General features: G+C 69.5%; 14 protein-coding genes and 1 pseudogene. 7 read left to right on the plus strand and 8 right to left on the minus strand.

Translation table 11 applies throughout. The annotated features are described in order from the left end of the window. Window positions 1–63: 63 nt before the first annotated feature. Window positions 64–366 (plus strand): annotated as a pseudogene (locus H7F38_RS15540) (YraN family protein); the annotation flags it as partial. On the opposite strand, the gene larC reads toward H7F38_RS15540, so the two are convergent. The 4 genes from larC to H7F38_RS15560 are packed head-to-tail and all read right to left on the minus strand — an operon-like array spanning window position 259 to window position 4,430. Further along, window positions 259–1,638, minus strand: coding sequence for a nickel pincer cofactor biosynthesis protein LarC (larC, locus tag H7F38_RS26070; RefSeq protein ID WP_370531256.1), 1,380 nt, complete (start codon window positions 1,636–1,638; stop codon window positions 259–261). The pseudogene H7F38_RS15540 and the gene larC overlap by 108 nt on opposite strands. Continuing rightward, window positions 1,635–2,306, minus strand: a complete 672-nt coding sequence (gene larB, locus H7F38_RS15550) for a nickel pincer cofactor biosynthesis protein LarB (protein ID WP_187090706.1) — start codon at window positions 2,304–2,306, stop codon at window positions 1,635–1,637. The genes larC and larB overlap by 4 nt, the downstream gene beginning before the upstream one ends. Next, complete coding sequence (gene larE, locus H7F38_RS15555) at window positions 2,299–3,135, minus strand: ATP-dependent sacrificial sulfur transferase LarE (protein WP_187090707.1); 837 nt, start codon at window positions 3,133–3,135, stop codon at window positions 2,299–2,301. The genes larB and larE overlap by 8 nt, the downstream gene beginning before the upstream one ends. Next, complete coding sequence (locus H7F38_RS15560) at window positions 3,132–4,430, minus strand: lactate racemase domain-containing protein (RefSeq protein WP_187090708.1); 1,299 nt, start codon at window positions 4,428–4,430, stop codon at window positions 3,132–3,134. The genes larE and H7F38_RS15560 overlap by 4 nt, the downstream gene beginning before the upstream one ends. Here H7F38_RS15560 and H7F38_RS15565 point away from each other — a divergent pair. Continuing rightward, the gene (locus H7F38_RS15565; RefSeq protein ID WP_187090709.1) at window positions 4,429–6,483 is read left to right on the plus strand and encodes a VOC family protein; all 2,055 of its coding nucleotides are present in this window, start codon (window positions 4,429–4,431) and stop codon (window positions 6,481–6,483) included. The genes H7F38_RS15560 and H7F38_RS15565 overlap by 2 nt on opposite strands. On the opposite strand, the gene H7F38_RS15570 is transcribed toward H7F38_RS15565, so the two are convergent. Beyond that, a complete protein-coding gene (locus H7F38_RS15570; RefSeq protein ID WP_187090710.1) occupies window positions 6,471–7,427 on the minus strand; it encodes a helix-turn-helix domain-containing protein in 957 nt (318 codons plus the stop codon). The two genes, H7F38_RS15565 and H7F38_RS15570, sit on opposite strands and share 13 nt — an antisense overlap. A 66-nt stretch (window positions 7,428–7,493) precedes the next feature. Here H7F38_RS15570 and H7F38_RS15575 point away from each other — a divergent pair, with 66 nt between their 5' ends. The 5 genes from H7F38_RS15575 to H7F38_RS15595 all read left to right on the plus strand — a co-directional run bounded on the left by H7F38_RS15575 (window position 7,494) and on the right by H7F38_RS15595 (window position 11,650). After that, window positions 7,494–8,705, plus strand: coding sequence for an acetyl-CoA C-acyltransferase (locus H7F38_RS15575; RefSeq protein WP_222618108.1), 1,212 nt, complete (start codon window positions 7,494–7,496; stop codon window positions 8,703–8,705). After that, window positions 8,702–9,115 (plus strand): PaaI family thioesterase, encoded by a 414-nt coding sequence (locus H7F38_RS15580; RefSeq protein ID WP_222618109.1) that lies wholly within the window; start codon window positions 8,702–8,704, stop codon window positions 9,113–9,115. Before H7F38_RS15575 ends, H7F38_RS15580 begins: the two co-directional genes overlap by 4 nt. Window positions 9,116–9,125: 10 nt before the next feature. Beyond that, the gene (locus H7F38_RS15585; RefSeq protein WP_187090712.1) at window positions 9,126–10,193 is read left to right on the plus strand and encodes a dihydrodipicolinate reductase; all 1,068 of its coding nucleotides are present in this window, start codon (window positions 9,126–9,128) and stop codon (window positions 10,191–10,193) included. Window positions 10,194–10,225: 32 nt separating this feature from the next. Next, complete coding sequence (locus H7F38_RS15590; protein ID WP_187090713.1) at window positions 10,226–10,594, plus strand: DUF2256 and DUF3253 domain-containing protein; 369 nt, start codon at window positions 10,226–10,228, stop codon at window positions 10,592–10,594. A 171-nt stretch (window positions 10,595–10,765) separates the two neighbouring features. Beyond that, complete coding sequence (locus H7F38_RS15595; protein ID WP_187090714.1) at window positions 10,766–11,650, plus strand: serine/threonine-protein kinase; 885 nt, start codon at window positions 10,766–10,768, stop codon at window positions 11,648–11,650. Here H7F38_RS15595 and H7F38_RS15600 read toward each other — a convergent pair. The 3 genes from H7F38_RS15600 to H7F38_RS15610 form a co-directional block, all read right to left on the minus strand. After that, window positions 11,644–11,877: a DUF3072 domain-containing protein gene (locus H7F38_RS15600; protein ID WP_187090715.1), complete on the minus strand. Its 234-nt coding sequence runs from the start codon at window positions 11,875–11,877 to the stop codon at window positions 11,644–11,646. The genes H7F38_RS15595 and H7F38_RS15600 overlap by 7 nt on opposite strands. Before the next feature lie 88 nt (window positions 11,878–11,965). Continuing rightward, a complete protein-coding gene (locus tag H7F38_RS15605) occupies window positions 11,966–12,937 on the minus strand; it encodes an IS1595 family transposase (protein ID WP_187090716.1) in 972 nt (323 codons plus the stop codon). A 64-nt stretch (window positions 12,938–13,001) separates the two neighbouring features. Continuing rightward, window positions 13,002–15,311: a bifunctional diguanylate cyclase/phosphodiesterase gene (locus tag H7F38_RS15610; RefSeq protein WP_187090717.1), complete on the minus strand. Its 2,310-nt coding sequence runs from the start codon at window positions 15,309–15,311 to the stop codon at window positions 13,002–13,004. Between the last annotated feature and the right edge of the window lie 40 nt (window positions 15,312–15,351).

A 15,351-nucleotide genomic window follows, 5' to 3' on the forward strand; every position in this document is an offset into this window, starting at 1 on the left:
GAGGGCACAGGCTGCTCCCCGACGGACGTTTCGGTCCGCGGGGGATGGACGGGGTGGATGGCCATGGCGTCGATTGCCGGCAACGAGCTGGGCAGACGGGGCGAAGATCTGGCGGCCGCGCACCTGGAGGGTCTGGGGTTGGTGATCCTGATGCGCAACTGGCGGTGCAAGGAGGGCGAGATCGACATCGTCGCCACCGACGGTCTTCAGCAGGTGGTGATCTGCGAGGTGAAGACCCGCAGCGGCGACGGATTCGGTTCACCGTTCGAGGCGGTCACCCAGGGCAAGCGGCGCAAGCTGCGACGGCTGGCCCAGGTCTTCCTCGCCGACTACGGGATGCGGTGGGTCAGCGTCCGGTTCGACGTGATCGGGGTCCTCGCGCGCCCCGGCCAGGAGGTCGAGCTTTCGCACATCGAGCAGGCCTTCTGACGGGGCGGCCGGCAGCGGCCCGCCGACGACCAGTCCGGCGCGGTGGGCGGCCGAGACCGCCGCGTCCAGCACCTCTGCGGTGGGCCGGCGCGAATCCTGGGCGGCAGCCTGCACGGTGTCGAACTCGGGGGTCGCCCGGACGATCCGGCCGTCGCGGTGGGCGATCTTGATGGCCACGGTGCTGCCGGCGACCGGCAGGTCGACCCAGCTCCTGGCCAGGACGTCCCTGTCGACCCGGTGTTCCCGGATGCCGATGGTGCTGGTGAGCGCGAAGATGCTGGCCCGCAGCAGCCGGCCCTGGGCGGGTCGGCACAGCACGCTCAGGGTGTGGGCCGGACGGCCCTTCTTCATCAGGATCGGGGTGAGCCACGCGTCGGCCGCCCCGTCCGCCAGGAGGGCCGTCAGGACGCCCGGCCACAGACGCGGGTCCATGTCGTCGATGTTGGTCTCCAGGACGAGGCCGGACTCGGTCCCGGCGTCCGGTGAGGTGGGACTGCCGATCAGGACCCGGGTGACGTTCGGTCGATCCGGGAAGTCTTTGCTGCCGGCCCCGATCCCGATGGCGTGCAACGTCATCGGCGGGAGCGGCTCGCAGGCCGTGGCCAGCGTGGTCACCAGCGCCATCCCGGTCGGAGTGGTCAGTTCTCCGCGGCCACCGGTGCTCACCTGCCAACCGATGGCGAGTTGCGCGACGGCCGGTACCGGCACGGCGATATCGCCGTGGGCGGTGGTGATCCGCCCGGAGCCGACCGCGACCGAGCCCGCGGTGATGCCGGTGATGCCGAGATCGTCGATGGCCGCGCAGACCCCGACCACGTCGGCGATCGAATCGAGGGCTCCGACCTCGTGGAAGTGCACGTCGTCCGCCGGGATGCCGTGGACGCGGGCCTCGGCGTCGGCCAGATGCGCGAAGACGGCCAGCACCCGGTCACGGATCGCGGGGTCCAGGTCGCCGCCCGCCAGCAGGATGCGGAGGTCGGCCCACCGGCGGTGCGGCGGGTCGTCGACCAGCACTGCGACATCGACCTTGGTGGCCCGCTGCCCCGCGCGGTCGACCTGGGTCCGATCCAGCCGGACGGAACCGGGGATCACCAGGTCGACGGCCCGCTGGATGCCGGACAGCTGCGCGCCGGCGTCGAGCAGTGCGCCGAGCAGCATGTCGCCGGCCACCCCGGCGGACGCATCGATCCAGGCGTGTCCCCCCGTCATCCCGGTGGCACCGGCGCAGCGATCTGTGCCGCCAGATGGCCTGCGCCGTAACCATTGTCGATGTTGACGACGCCGACGCCCGGCGAGCAGGAATTGAGCATGGACAGCAGCGCGGCGACGCCGCCGAACGAGGCACCGTATCCGACCGATGTCGGTAGCGCGATGACGGGCGCGGAGACCAACCCGGCCACCACGCTGGGCAGGGCCCCGTCCATCCCGGCGGCCACGATCAGCACCCTGGCGCTCCGCAGCAGCTCCAGCCGGGCCAGCACCCGGTGCAGTCCGGCCACCCCCACGTCGACGACCAGCGCGGTGGGACGTCCGAGATACTGCGCGCTCAGCAGCGCCTCGCGGGCGACCGGCAGATCCGAGGTTCCGGCGCTGACCACCACGACGAGCCCCCCGGTCGGCGAAGGGGGAGCGGAGGGCCAGATGACCAACCGGGAATCGTCGTCGTGCAACGCCTCCGGGAGTTCACCGAGGATCGCGTCGGCGTGGGCCGGTGTCGCCCTGGTGAACAGGACCACACCGTCGGCCCGGTCCCGGAACGCTGCGGCGATCTGCGCGACCTGCCCGACGGTCTTGCCCTGGCACAGGACGGCCTCCGGATAGCCGCGGCGCTGGGCCCTGGTGAAGTCCAGGGTGGCGAAATCCTCGAGCTCAGCCATCGACCCGGACCAGCGGCAGGGTGAACGCACCGGACTGCACCCCGGCCAGATCGACGGCGGCGAAGCGGAAGCCGCTAGCCTCGGCCGCCTGCCGGATTCCGCTCCGCACCGGTTCGTGCACGGCCCGCAACAGATCGTCCTCGGTCAGTTCGATGCGGGCGACGTCACCGTGGTGCCGGACCCGTAGATTGCCCAGACCCAGCCGGCGCAGGGCGGACTCCGTCTTCTCGATCTGCCGCAGCTTCTCGGGGCTGACGCTCTGGAAGTGCGGGACGCGGGAGGCCAGGCACGGAGCGGCCGGCTTGTCGGCGCACGGCAGCTGCCAGCTCCTGGCCAGCCGCCGGACCGCGGCCTTGTCCAGACCGGCCTCGACCAGCGGGCGCAGCACGTGGTGGTCCGTCGCGGCGCGGGCACCCGGACGGTCCGGCCGGAGCGAGTCGTCGGCGTTCTCGCCGTAGCCCACCGCATCCAGCCGGTGGGCGGCGATCACCTCGTCGTCGATCCGGGTGAAGAGCTCGTCCTTGCAGTGGAAGCAGCGATCCGGTCCGTTGGCGCGGTAGGCCGGTCGGTCGCCCTCGAAGGTCGCGACCTCCACGACCGGCACCCCGATGAACCGGGCCACCTCGTGGGCCGCGGTCCGCTCGTCCGCGGCCAGGCTGGGCGAGACCCCCAGCACGGCGACCACCCGATCCGCGCCGAGGATCCGGACCGCCGCCGCCACCAGCACCGAGGAGTCCACGCCGCCGGAGAAGGCGACGCCCAGCCGCGTCACCCCCTCCAGGGCGACCCGGATGCGTTGCAGCGCAGCTTCTTCCCAGACCATGGTCATTGCTCTCCTCGTAACCGGAACAGGACCTCGCCGGCCTGGGGTAGGACGAGCGTGTCCGGGTCCGCCTCGAGGGCGGCCCGATCGACGCAGGCCGGGTCGAGGTAGTCCAGGTTAGCCGCGCGCACCACCGCTTCCGGGATGCCGGTGGCCAGCGTGACGGTGACCCGTCCGCGTTCGCCGTCCACCGGATCCCAGGTGCCGGCCCCCCGCAGGTGGGTCGAGTGCGCGAGGTCTCCCCAGTGGTGATCCTTGAATCTGTCCCACTGACCGAGGAAGTAGTCCCTGCAGTGGTAACCGATCTCGGTGATGGCCGGATGCATCGCGGAGAGCTCGTTGATGTGCGGTGCGTACAGGATGACCTGTCCGCCGTCGGCCACCACCGGCTCGACCTTGTAGAACCCCTTGGCCCCCGTCCACATGTCCTGGTAGCGGGTCGGGATGATCGAGAGCACCCTGGCCACCGGCGCGTCCAGGTACCGGACGTGGGTCAGGGCGGAGATGTCGGCGCAGGCCGCCCAGGCCGCCTCAGGGGTTCCGAAGGACGCCGCGTGCAACGCGTCGGTGCCGGACTCGGCGACCAGGCACAGGGCCAGACGGCGGCTCGGGATCAACGAGGCCGCCTCGTCGATCAGGGCGCGGACCGGAGTGATGCCGCGGGTCCCGATGATCTCGACGCTGCTGATCAGGGCCCCCAGCCAGTGCGAGAAGTCGATGACCTCCGGCCCGGCCACCCCGGGGAAGAAGTACTTGTTGCCGCCGGAGAAGCCGACCACTTCGTGCGGGAACACCGGCCCGACGACGATCGCGACATCGTGATCGACCACCGCCCGGTTCAGCACCACCTCGACGCTGCGGTGCAGTCGACCCCCCGACAGCTCGCCGACCCGCTCGGCGCTGATCGAACCGAGCGAGACGAACGTGTCCGGGTTCCACCACTCGTGGTTGCGGATCGTCATACCGGGGTAGGTGGCCGCCAGAGCGCCCTCGGCGTACCCGAGGTGCCGGGCCAGCTGGGCCTCGTCCATCGCGGCGTGGGTCCCCAGGGCGATCAGCACGGTGACCTGGACGGCCCGTCCGGACAGGGCCCCGTGGAGGGCGGACAGCAGCAGTGGAAGCGGACAACTGCGCGTGCCGTCCGGGACGATCACGCAGACGCTCCTGCCGTCGAGGTCCTGTGCGGCCAGGGATTCGGCGACGAAGTCCCGGATCCGCTGCGGCGTCAGTACCCCCTGCGAACCACCGATCAGGGTGGCGCCGGACCCGACCTCGCCGGCGGCTGACAGGGTGTTCCTCATGGGAGAACCTTGCACCGATGGCCCGGCGGCTGCAAATGTGTTGCCACGGCCGCCTGTTCGCATCGTCCACCTGGGCCTCGGCAATTTCTTCCGGGCCCATCAGGCCTGGTACACAGCGCACTCCCCGGACGCGTCGCAGTGGGGGATCGTCGCGTTCACCGGCCGGTCGACGGCCCTGGCCGAGGCGCTCACCGCCCAGGACTGCCGCTACACGCTGATCACCAGGGCGGCCGGGGGTGACACGGCCGAGGTGATCGGCAGCGTGGTCCAGGCGTTCCCCGGAGGCCGCCGCGAGGAGTTCCTCCGGTACCTGGCCGATCCCGCTGTCGCCGTGGTGACGCTGACGATCACCGAGGCCGGGTACGTCCAGGGCGGAAGCGATTCGGCGGCGGGCAGGTTGGTGGAGGGTCTCGCGGCCCGTCGCGCGGCCGGGGGCGGTCCGCTGACGGTGGTGTCCTGCGACAACCTCCCGGAGAACGGTTCGGTGACCTCGCGGATGGTCGGCGAGCATGCGGCCTCGGTCGATCCGGGACTGGCCGGATGGATCTCCGAGCACGTCAGCTTCGTCACCACGATGGTCGACCGGATCACCCCGGCCACCACGGCAGCGGACGGAGCGGTCGCACGGGAGCTGACCGGGTACGGCGACGCGGCCCCGGTCGTGACCGAGCCGTTCTCGGAATGGGTGCTCAGCGGGCACTTCCCGGCGGGTCGGCCGTCCTGGGAGGCGGCGGGAGCCAGGTTCGTCCAGGACATCGCACCTTTCGAGCAGCGGAAGCTATGGCTGCTCAACGGTGCCCACTCGCTGCTGGCCTACGCCGGCAGCACTCTCGGCCACCTGACCATCGCCGAGGCCGTCGCAGACCCCCGGTGCCTGGCCTGGGTGTCCGAGTGGTGGGACCTGGCGTGCGTCCACCTCACGTTGCCGGCCGGGGAGCTGGACGACTACCGGACGGCGCTGCTGGGGAGATTCGGGAACGCCCGGATACGGCACCTGCTGTCCCAGATCGCAGCGGACGGCTCGCAGAAGGTACCGGTCCGGTTCGTGCCGGTTCTCCGCCGGGAGCGTGCGGCCGGTCGAATGCCGGTGGGGGCGGTGCGGCCGGTGGCCGCCTGGATCAATCATCTGCGTGGGGCCGGCGTGCCGGTGAAAGATGTTGCGGCCGAACGGGTACAGGGGCTGGCCGCCGGTCCGCTGGAAGCGGCCGTCACGGCGGTCCTGGGATTCCTGGACGACGGTCTTGCTGCCGATCACGCTCTGGTGGCCGAGGTCCTCCGGCTGTGCGGGGTCCTGTCGGGGGTCGCTGCCGGGGTGCCACTGTCCCGGACGGCCGCCTCGATGGCCGTCGAATCGATCGGGTGGCGGTACCTGCTGGCCAACCTGTGCACCTCGGTCGCGGTCACCTCTACCCAGCAGGGTCTGTCGGTGGCTGCGGCAGCGGTGGCTGCGGCGGCGGTGGACGCCGGTGCAGATGCGGATCCGGGCGGTGCGCACCTGCACGTCGACCTCCGGCCGGACCGGGTGGAGATGTCGCTGCAGGACAGAACCACCGCGAGGGTCACGGCTCTCGATGTAATTCTGGCCCGGTGGATCACCACGGCCGTCGAGTCGCTCGGGCTCAGGACCTCGGGGGCGACGGCGGCCGCATCGACGCCTCCGGTACAGATGCTCGAGATGGCCATCGACGCGATGGACATCGCGGCAATCCGGCCGTTCTGGAAAGCCGTGATGGCCTACGGCGACGAACCGGGGCTCGGTGGTCCCGAGGACGCCGTGGTCGACCCCGCCGGCCGGCTGCCGGCGATCTGGTTCCAGCAGATGCACGAGCCACGTCGGCAACGGAACCGGGTGCACTTCGACATCACGGTGGCCCACGACGAGGCGGCCGCCAGGGTGGCCGCTGCGCTGGCGGCCGGCGGCGTCCTGGTGGACGAGTCCTCCGCGCGGTCCTTCTGGGTGCTGGCCGACGTGGAGGGCAACGAGGTGTGCGTCTGCACCTGGACCGATCGCGACGAGCGCGACGAACGGGAGCGTCTGGCTCAGGGCGGCTGAGGGACCAGCTCGAATCGTAGTTGCTGCCGGGCCATCGGCTGCCGGCACTGCGCGCAGCGAAGGAAGGGTTGGAACGGGTGCCCGCCGGCGTGGTGGAGGATGGCGAGTCCCGTACCCGGCGGCTGCGGATACCAGCGCTGGGCCCAGTCGAGGAGGAAGGCGAAGACCGGGAAGAACCCGAGACCCTTGTCGGTCAGCCGGTACTCCTCGCGGTCCACAGCGGTGCGGACCCGGCGCAGCACACCCAGTTCCTGGAAGCGGCCGAGCCGGTCGCTCAGCACGCCTGGCGCGATCCCGAGCTCCCTCTGGAAGTCGGCGAACCGGCGCACCCGCAGGAAGGCGGCGACCAGCAGCACGGTGCTCCACCGGTCGCCCAGGATCTCCAACGTCTGCGGCCGGTACGAGTCGGCGCGGGTCCGGTCGCGATCGCGCACCGTCCGGCGGTGATGACGAGCCACCGCCACCCTGCGGAAGGTGATCTCCGGGCCGGTGGTCACCGAGGTGTCCCGGGCCGTCACGGGGGCGGCGGAGCAGGTCCGGCAACCCAGCTCGGGCACGGTGAACCGGCCGCAGGTCAGATGCTCCAGACGGGCCGCCGCAGGGGAGTCCCGGCCGCCCGGATCGACCCAGGCCTGTTCCCACGACCAGATCGCCACGAGGAACTGCCAGAGGGGAAGACCCTTCTCGGTCAGTCGGTATTCCGTCCGGCGGCGACCACTGGTCCGGTAGGGACCGGGCGCCAACACGTCCGCGGCGACGAGTTCCCGGATCCGGGCGGACAGCACCGAGTCCGCCACGTCGAGGCTGTCGCGCCAGTCCGCGAACCGCCGGACGTGCCGGAGGAAGGCCTGTTGCAGGATCAGCAGGTTCCACTGGTCGCCGACCAGCAGCAGGGCCGAGCCGATCGCGCTCGGGGCGGGCGTGGCGGGTGTCGGCTCGTTCATCGGGCTCATCTGTGGCGGATGGGTCAGGTCTTGTTACCTGGCTCTCTCTACAGTAGCTTCAGAAAGGTGTTGGATGCCTACGTCTACGACGTGGTCCGGACGCCAAGGGGCCGGGTCAAGCGAAGCGGCGGCACACTGTCCGGCGTCGCGCCCCAGGAGTTGGTCGGTCAGTTGCTGCACGCCCTGGACACCCGGCTCGGGCTCGCCGAACGGCGGGTGCAGGTTCAGGAGATCATCCTCGGTGTGAGCACGGCCAGCCACGAGCAGGGCGCAGATGTGGCCAGGACATCGGTGATCTGGGCCGGCTGGCCGGATACCGTTTCCGGTGCGGTGATCTCGCGGCTCTGCTGTTCGGGTCTGGACGCGCTGGCCGCTGCGGCCGCCCAGGTCAGCAGCGGCATGGCCGACGTCGTGCTCGGCGGTGGCGTCGAGTCGATGTCCCGGGTTCCGATGCTGGCCGACCGGGCGGCGATCGCCTTCGACGAGGAACTCGGTGAGCGGACCGGGTTCGTCACGATCGGGGTGTCGGCCGATCTCACCGCGCAGGTGGCCGGAGTCACCCGCGAGCAGGCCGATGCCTATGCGCTGCAGTCACATCGACGTGCGGCAGCCGCGTGGGCGGCCGGGCACTACCGGCGCAGCGTGGTGCCGGTGCGGGGCGCGGACGGCGCGGTGCTGCTGGCCGCGGACGAGGGCATCCGGCCGACGATGACCGCCGAGGACTTCGCCGCCATGCCGCTGTTGTTCGCCGGCGATGCGGCCGCGCACGCCCGGGTCGGCCGTCGACTTCCGGAGGTCGGTGAATTCCCTGCCGTGCACTCGGCGGCGACCGCGCCGCAGATGGTGGATGCTGCATCGCTGGCGCTGATCGGGAACCTCGATGCGGCAGGGTATCTCGGTAGGGCGCCGCGGGCCAGGATTCTCTCGGCCTCGACCGGCGCAGTGCGCTCGCCTCTGCTGACCGGGACCATTCCCTCCACCAGACGGGCGCTGGCCTCCGCGAAGTTGGGCGCGGCCGACATCGACATCGTCGAGGCCAACGAATCGTTCTCGGTCAGCCCACTGGTGGTCCTGCGCGAGTTCGGGTTCGACCCCGAGATCGTCAACGTCGACGGTGGGGCCGTCTCGATGGGTCACCCGCTGGGCGCCAGCGGCGGGATCCTGCTGGCCACCGCACTCGACGCACTGGAACGCACGGGCGGACGCTATGGGCTGCTGACCATCCCGGCCGCCCTCGGCCTGGCCACCTCTCTCGTCATCGAACGTCTCGACCCGTGAACGCAGAGCCCTCGGTCGAAGCGATGAACGCCCTGATGGCCGGGCGGCTGCCCGGTCTGATCGGTATGACGGTCACCGAGATCGGTGCCTCCCGCATCGCCGGTGCTTTGACGATCCGTCCGGGGCTGCTGGCCCCCAACGGGTATCTGCATGCGGCCACCGTCATCACGCTGGCCGACACGTTGTGCGGTCTGGGCTGCCGGCTGGCCCTGCCGGAGGACGCGGCAGGCTTCACCACGCTCGAGCTGAAATCCTCGTTCCTCGGGACCTGCCGCGACGGGACGATCACGTGCGTGGCCGAGCTCCAGCACGGTGGCCGGCGGACCCAGGTCTGGGACGCGACGGTGCTGGACCCGGGCGGCCGCAAGATTGCCTTGTTCCGCTGCACCCAGATGATCCTGCACAGATGATCGGGCACACATGACGGGGCGACCGTGGCGGGTGGTCCAGTGGGCGACCGGCGCGGTCGGGAAGACCACGCTGCGGGCGGTGATCGAGCACCCGGATCTGGAGTTGGTCGGTCTGTACGTCCACTCCGAGCGCAAACGCGGACTGGATGCGGGCGAGATCGCGCGGCGGGAGCCCACCGGGGTGATTGCGACCGACGACATCGACGACATCCTCGCCCTGGACGCCGATGTCGTCCTCCACACCGCCCGGGTCGGCATCCCCTACGAGTCCCAGGACGCCGACATCATCGCGCTGCTGGAGTCGGGGAAGAACGTCATCACCACGCAGGGCCATCACTATCCGAGGGCGCACGGCCCGGAGCGCCAGGCGTTGTTCGCCGATGCCGCGAGACGTGGTGGTGTCACGCTCTTCGGCGCGGGCATCAATCCCGGATTCATCCTGGAACGGCTGACCCTGACGGCGACCGGCATGTGCCTGCGGGTCGACTCGATCTCGGTGCGGGAAGTGGTCGACGCAGCATCGATGCCCGATCCCGGATTCGTCTTCGGGGTGATGGGCATGGGTCGGGACGTCCATGATGCGTCGATGCTGACCGGCGAGTTCGCCGCGCTCTACGACAAGCTCTTCGCCGAGGCGATCCACTACGCGGCCGACAGCCTGGGGGTGCGGATCGAACGCATCGAACCCGATCACCAGTTGTTCGCGGCCACCAGGCGGCTCGAGATCCGGGCCGGGGTGATCGAGGCGGGGACCGTCGCCGGGACCAACTGGCGCTGGCACGCGATCGTGGACGGTGCCCGCTTCCTGACGCTGTCGGTCAACTGGATCATGGATCCGGATCTGCCGGGCTTCGAGGATCCACACCTGTGGACCGTCTCGGTCAGGGGTGTCCCCGGAATCGAGATCGCCGTCGACGTAACGGATCCGCCGGTCGTCGACGGTCGGCGGACCAAGGCCGGGCAGTACGCGACGGCCGGTCCGGTGATCGGGGCGATTCCATTCGTCTGTCAGGCCGAACCGGGGATCTTCGAGCTCCCGACCCTCATGCCCTGGAACCCGTCGCTGGCCGGGCGCTGACGTCGGCACGACGATCTCGGCACAATGACGGGGTGGAACATCCCGACAAGACCTGCCTGGTGTGCGGCCGCCGGATCAGCTGGCGCAAGAAGTGGGAGCGGGACTGGGATTCGGTCCGGTACTGCTCCTCGGCCTGTCGCCGTCATCGCGCGGACCCGGTCGATGCGCAGCTGGAGAAGGCCATCCTGGAAAAGCTGTCGGCGCGGGCGGGTGGTGCCTCGATCTGTCCCAGCGAGGTGGCCCGCGACGTCGGAGGGGAGCAGTGGCGGGACCTGATGGAGCGTTCCCGGCAGGCGGCCCGCCGGTTGGTCGCGTCCGGGGACGTGGAGATCACGCAGGGCGGATCCGTGGTCGATCCCAGTACCGCGAAGGGTCCGATCCGGATCCGTCAGGTGCGGTGAAATTAAGCATCGAGATCGACATAGCGACATATCTGAAGCCCGTTCACTGGCCTGATGGTGGCGGTAGCCACCCGAAGGGGTGATTACCCTTGACTGACAGTGATATTTTACTTACCGTGCCTAAGATCTGGTGCGTCAGGAATCTTTCGGGCAGTGCGAGGGTGGTGAGCGATGGCGTACATCGGCGGTTACGAGCTGGTGGAGCAACTGCCGCACGCGGACCCGATGGTGAAGGCGTTCGACCGGACCTCGGGCCGGTACGTCGCCCTGAAGGAGCAGCCCGGCCTGGACCAGACCAAGCTGCAGTTCGACGCGATGATCCTGGGCATGCTGGACCATCCGAACATCGCCCGCATCTTCAGCACCACCGCTGAGGACGGCCTCTGGTACCTGGTCCAGGAGTGGGTGGACGGCGCCGATCTCGGTGCGATCCGCGACCAGGCCGGCCGTCTCACCGTGCCCCAGGCCGTCACGGCTGTCCGAGGTGCGTTGCGCGGCCTGGCTTTCGCGCACAACCGACAGATCGTCCACGGTGACGTGTCGCTCCGTCACATCCTGGTCTCGACCAACGGTGAGTCCAAACTCATCGACTTCGGCGTGGCGGTGCCTGATCAGCCGTCCCACCGGTATCGCAGTCCCGAGGTGCTGGCCGGTGCGCCCGCGACCAAGCGTTCCGACGTGTTCTCCACGGCAGCGGTCCTCGCCGACCTGCTCGGCGTCCGGCCGGGCCGGGGGCATTTCGACCTGTCGGGCATCGACCGGTCGATCGCGGGCGTGATGGCCAGTGCACTCTCCGAGAATCCCGAGGTCCGACAGGCGGCGGGGGCTCAGCTGCTGGAGGACCTGGAGGGCGCCGCCGACCGATCGTTGGGATCTGATTGGCCGGCGGACGCCGCATTGTCGCAGTTGGCCTGCTCCGTCATCGCCGAACGGACCGCCCCGACCGAACCGCCCTCTGCGGCAGCCGAAATCGGGAACAGGCCATCCGGGCCGAGGCACGGTCTGAAGAACTCATCGCCGCGCGGGCGGCGCCGCTGGTGGCGGCGCGGCTACTGACTCTCGCCGCGCCCGGTGGCCTGCTGGAGACGGTCGATCTGCTCGGAGGCCTCGGCCTTGTTCAGGGTGGCCGGGAGCTGCTCCCCGGCCTCTCGGGCCAGCGTCTCCAGGTAGCTTCTCTGCGCGGCGGTCATCGGCTCGTCGCCGGTGACCCAGTCGTGCGGGTCCTTGACTGCTGCGTTGTCCGGATCGGTGGCACCGATCATGTCTGGAGTTGTTTCGCTCATGGTGCTGCGGTACCCAGGCCGTCTGCCGACTACACCCGTGGTGGCGAGATTTCCGAACAGACGTACCGGGTAGCTGCTTGAGTAAAGTTCAGAACGGGACGTCCACTGCTGCAACAGGATTGCGCAGTTCAGCGAGCGGGTGTGGGTCTGTGTTCACGGCCTGCTGCAACAGTCGGTAGAACAAAAGCCCGCGACTCTTCGAGGTGCGTCGGTTGAACCGGAATGTGTATTCGTCCAGGTAGTAGGCCAGGTGCTCCTGGGAGACCGCGTAATGCAGGGTGCCGGTCAGCCAGCGTTTGAGCAGCGAGGCGACCATGTGGACGCCGGGGAGGTTGATGTGGGCGGGCTCGGCGCTGTCGGTCCCGACGAACGCGACGTGCTCGTAGCCGGCCGCGGTCAGCTTCTTCAGGTAGTTGGCGTCATCGGTTCTGACCGTTGATCCTTTGGCGATGACGCGGTCGGCGAAGCCGAGCATGCTGACCGATCGGGCTGTCTCGGCCAGCTCGATGCGGACCCTGCCCAGCTTGCGGCCGGGGATCGATTCCACTGCGATCATCGCCGCGGTGTGGTCCTTCACGCCGCCTGCGCGGCCGCGAGGCTCGTTGCCGATGAACACTTCATCTAACTCCACCACACCGGAGAGCAACTCCCGCTCGGGGCGGACCATCGCCCGGCGTAGCTTCTGCAGCCATGCCCACGCTGTTTCGTAGGATCCGAAACCCAGCACCCGCTGCAGACCTTGCGCGGACATCCCGTTCTTCTGCGAGGTGATGAACCAGATCGCCGCGAACCACGTCGACAGCGGCGTCCGGAGCCGGTGGAAGATCGTGCCGGCGGTCACCGACGTCTGCCGGCCACACCTGGTGCACATCCATTTCGCCTTCGCCGTACGCCAACCGCCGGGCGCCCCGCACACCGGACACACAAACCCCTGGGGCCACCGCAGACGCTCCAGATACGCCAGACACGACGAGTCATCCGGGAACCACTCCAGCAACTCCTGAAAGGTCCGGGGGTAATCGACACCACCGACCGGGTAGGCACACACTGGCTCTGACATGGCCAAATACAACTTGACTCAAGCAGCTACCCAGTACAGACGTTCCACCGCCAGGGGTCGCCTCTCAACCCGCGGTACCGACCTGCGACGGAAGGGCCGCGATGCCGAGGAGGGCATCGAGTCCGGCGGGGAACATCGGCCGGGAATACAGGTATCCCTGTCCGTAGAGACACGCCAACCGCTTCAACGTGGCGGCCTGCTCGGGACGTTCGACTCCTTCGGCGATGACCATCAGGCCGAGGTCCCGTCCGAGGGTCAGCAGCGCCGCCAGGAAGCGCTCGGCGGCCGGGTCGCGGTCGATGTTGGCGATGAAGCGCTGGTCCAGTTTCACCGAACCGAGCGGGATCTGCTGGAGGTGCAACAGCGAGGAGTAGCCGGTGCCGAAATCGTCGAGCGAGAGCAGCACACCGATCTCGCCGAGCGCCCCGGTGACGTCACGAACGACCGAGAGGTCACCCAGGAGGGCTTCCTCGGTGATTTCCAGGGTCAGACGGCGCGGCGGAATCAGGTGTCGGGCCATGATCGCGGCGACCCGGTCGGGAAAGGTCCGATCGTTGATCAGGCTGGGGGTCACGTTGACGCTGACGCCGAGGCGGTGGTGCCCCAGCCTGCGATGCCAGTCGGCGAGTTGGGCACACGCCTGTTCGATCATCTGATCCGTGAGCTCGGGCATGATGCCGATCCGCGCGGCCAGCGGGATGAAGGTGCTCGGTTCGATCGGCACTCCGTCGTGACTCCACCGCGCGAGCGCCTCGAACCCCGTGACCTCACCTCCGTCGATCCGGACGATGGGCTGGTAGGCGGCGATGACCGCACCGTTCCGCACCGCCCGGAGGAGCGGATCGCGAAGGCGCAGGTCGGCCGTATCGGGCAGAATCATGTCCGACTGGTAGAGCTGGATCTGGCCTTTGCCTCTCCGTTTGGCCATGTACATCGCGATGTCCGCCTGCGCCAACAGCGCGTCGCGCGTGGGGTTGGCCTGCTCGCCGGTCAGTTCGGTGACCCCGACGCTGACACCGATGGCCAGCTCGCCACTTTCCAGGGCGAACGGGAAGTGCAGCGTCTCCACGATGCGGGAGGCCACGCCGACCGGGTCGACCCCGTCCTCGACCAGGACCGCGAATTCGTCGCCGCCCAGTCGGGCCAGGGTGTCGCCGGCGCGCAGCACACCGCGCAACCTCTCGGCGACCCGGATGAGTAGCTCGTCACCGGCGCCGTGGCCGACGGTGTCGTTGACGGCCTTGAAGTCGTCCAGATCGCAGAACAGGATCGCGAGCGGACGGAGTTCCCGCAGCCGCAGCGCCAGGGCATGTTCCACGCGGTCCAGGAACAGGGCTCGGTTGGCCAGACCGGTGAGCTGATCGTGGAAGGCCTGCTGGTGCAGCTGCTGCTCGCGCCGCGCCAATTCATCCAGCAGCCCACGATTGTCCCGGACCGCCAGATACTGGCGCCCCAGGACGATCGCAATGGCGAGCCCGAGGGCGACGGCCTCGACGGCATCGAATTTCTGCCCCTGGAGCGTCCTGAGCACCACGACGGCGAGGGCCACGGACAGGGGCACGTAGGGCAACAGGGTGACCGCCGCCGGTTCGGCCCTGGCCGCCTGCGACTGGGCATCGGCCTCGGCGGCGGCACCGGTGCTGCTGCGGGAGGCGCAGGTCCAGGCGGCCAGGGCGATCAGCTGGAAGGCCGCGAACCAACCCAGGTCGACGGGGTGACCGGTGTGGTAGGCGCCGGTCGTCGTCAGGTACGAGAATCCGCTGTCTGCGACCGCCATCGCCGTCAACGAGGCGCCCAGCAGGACGACCACGCCTCGCTGATGGGTGGGCCGGGAGACGACGCTGACCGCCATCGCGACGATCAGGATGTCGCTGAGCGGGTACGCCAACGACACGATGAAGCCGAACTGGCTGCTGCTCCCGGCCCGGACGACGGTCCCCAGGGTGGTCGCCCACGACACCGCCACCAGGGACGCGACGATGATGCAACCGTCCAGCAGCCGCCGGAGCGCAATCCCGCGCCCACCGGTGGTCGGGAACAGCCACAGCCCCACCACCGCGCCGATCGGAAACATCAGGTAGCCGACATCGGCCAGCGAGGGAAATGGTGTCTGGGTGTTGTCGACCAACTCGTAGTAGGACCAGACGACCTCGCCGGCGGCCCAACCCGCGGCGCCGATCCCGATGGCGATCCAGGACCGCCGCAGACGACCCTGGCTTCGATGGGCGGCCCAGAAGGAGCAGCCCGCCGCCAGGGCCGCCCCTACCAACTGCCCGAGATCATCCACATATCTCGCTACGTGTGCGGCGTTGTCCGGGACGCCCTCCAGCAGGGCGGCGAACGTCAGCAGCACGAGGACGGCGCCTGCCCACACCAGGAGCTGAACATTGCGACGCCGCAGGGATTCTCGGCGT

This window comes from Nakamurella sp. PAMC28650 (assembly GCF_014303395.1).
Taxonomy (GTDB): domain Bacteria; phylum Actinomycetota; class Actinomycetes; order Mycobacteriales; family Nakamurellaceae; genus Nakamurella.

Coding starts and splice junctions, on each gene's coding strand:
- H7F38_RS15595 (WP_187090714.1), top strand. CDS start 10,766: ATGGCGTACATCGGCGGTTACGAGCTGGTGGAGCAACTGCCGCACGCG.
- H7F38_RS15600 (WP_187090715.1), bottom strand. CDS start 11,877: ATGAGCGAAACAACTCCAGACATGATCGGTGCCACCGATCCGGACAAC.
- larB (WP_187090706.1), bottom strand. CDS start 2,306: ATGGCTGAGCTCGAGGATTTCGCCACCCTGGACTTCACCAGGGCCCAG.
- H7F38_RS15570 (WP_187090710.1), bottom strand. CDS start 7,427: ATGAACGAGCCGACACCCGCCACGCCCGCCCCGAGCGCGATCGGCTCG.
- larE (WP_187090707.1), bottom strand. CDS start 3,135: ATGACCATGGTCTGGGAAGAAGCTGCGCTGCAACGCATCCGGGTCGCC.
- H7F38_RS15565 (WP_187090709.1), top strand. CDS start 4,429: ATGGGAGAACCTTGCACCGATGGCCCGGCGGCTGCAAATGTGTTGCCA.
- H7F38_RS15585 (WP_187090712.1), top strand. CDS start 9,126: ATGACGGGGCGACCGTGGCGGGTGGTCCAGTGGGCGACCGGCGCGGTC.
- H7F38_RS15560 (WP_187090708.1), bottom strand. CDS start 4,430: ATGAGGAACACCCTGTCAGCCGCCGGCGAGGTCGGGTCCGGCGCCACC.
- H7F38_RS15605 (WP_187090716.1), bottom strand. CDS start 12,937: ATGTCAGAGCCAGTGTGTGCCTACCCGGTCGGTGGTGTCGATTACCCC.
- larC (WP_370531256.1), bottom strand. CDS start 1,638: ATGACGGGGGGACACGCCTGGATCGATGCGTCCGCCGGGGTGGCCGGC.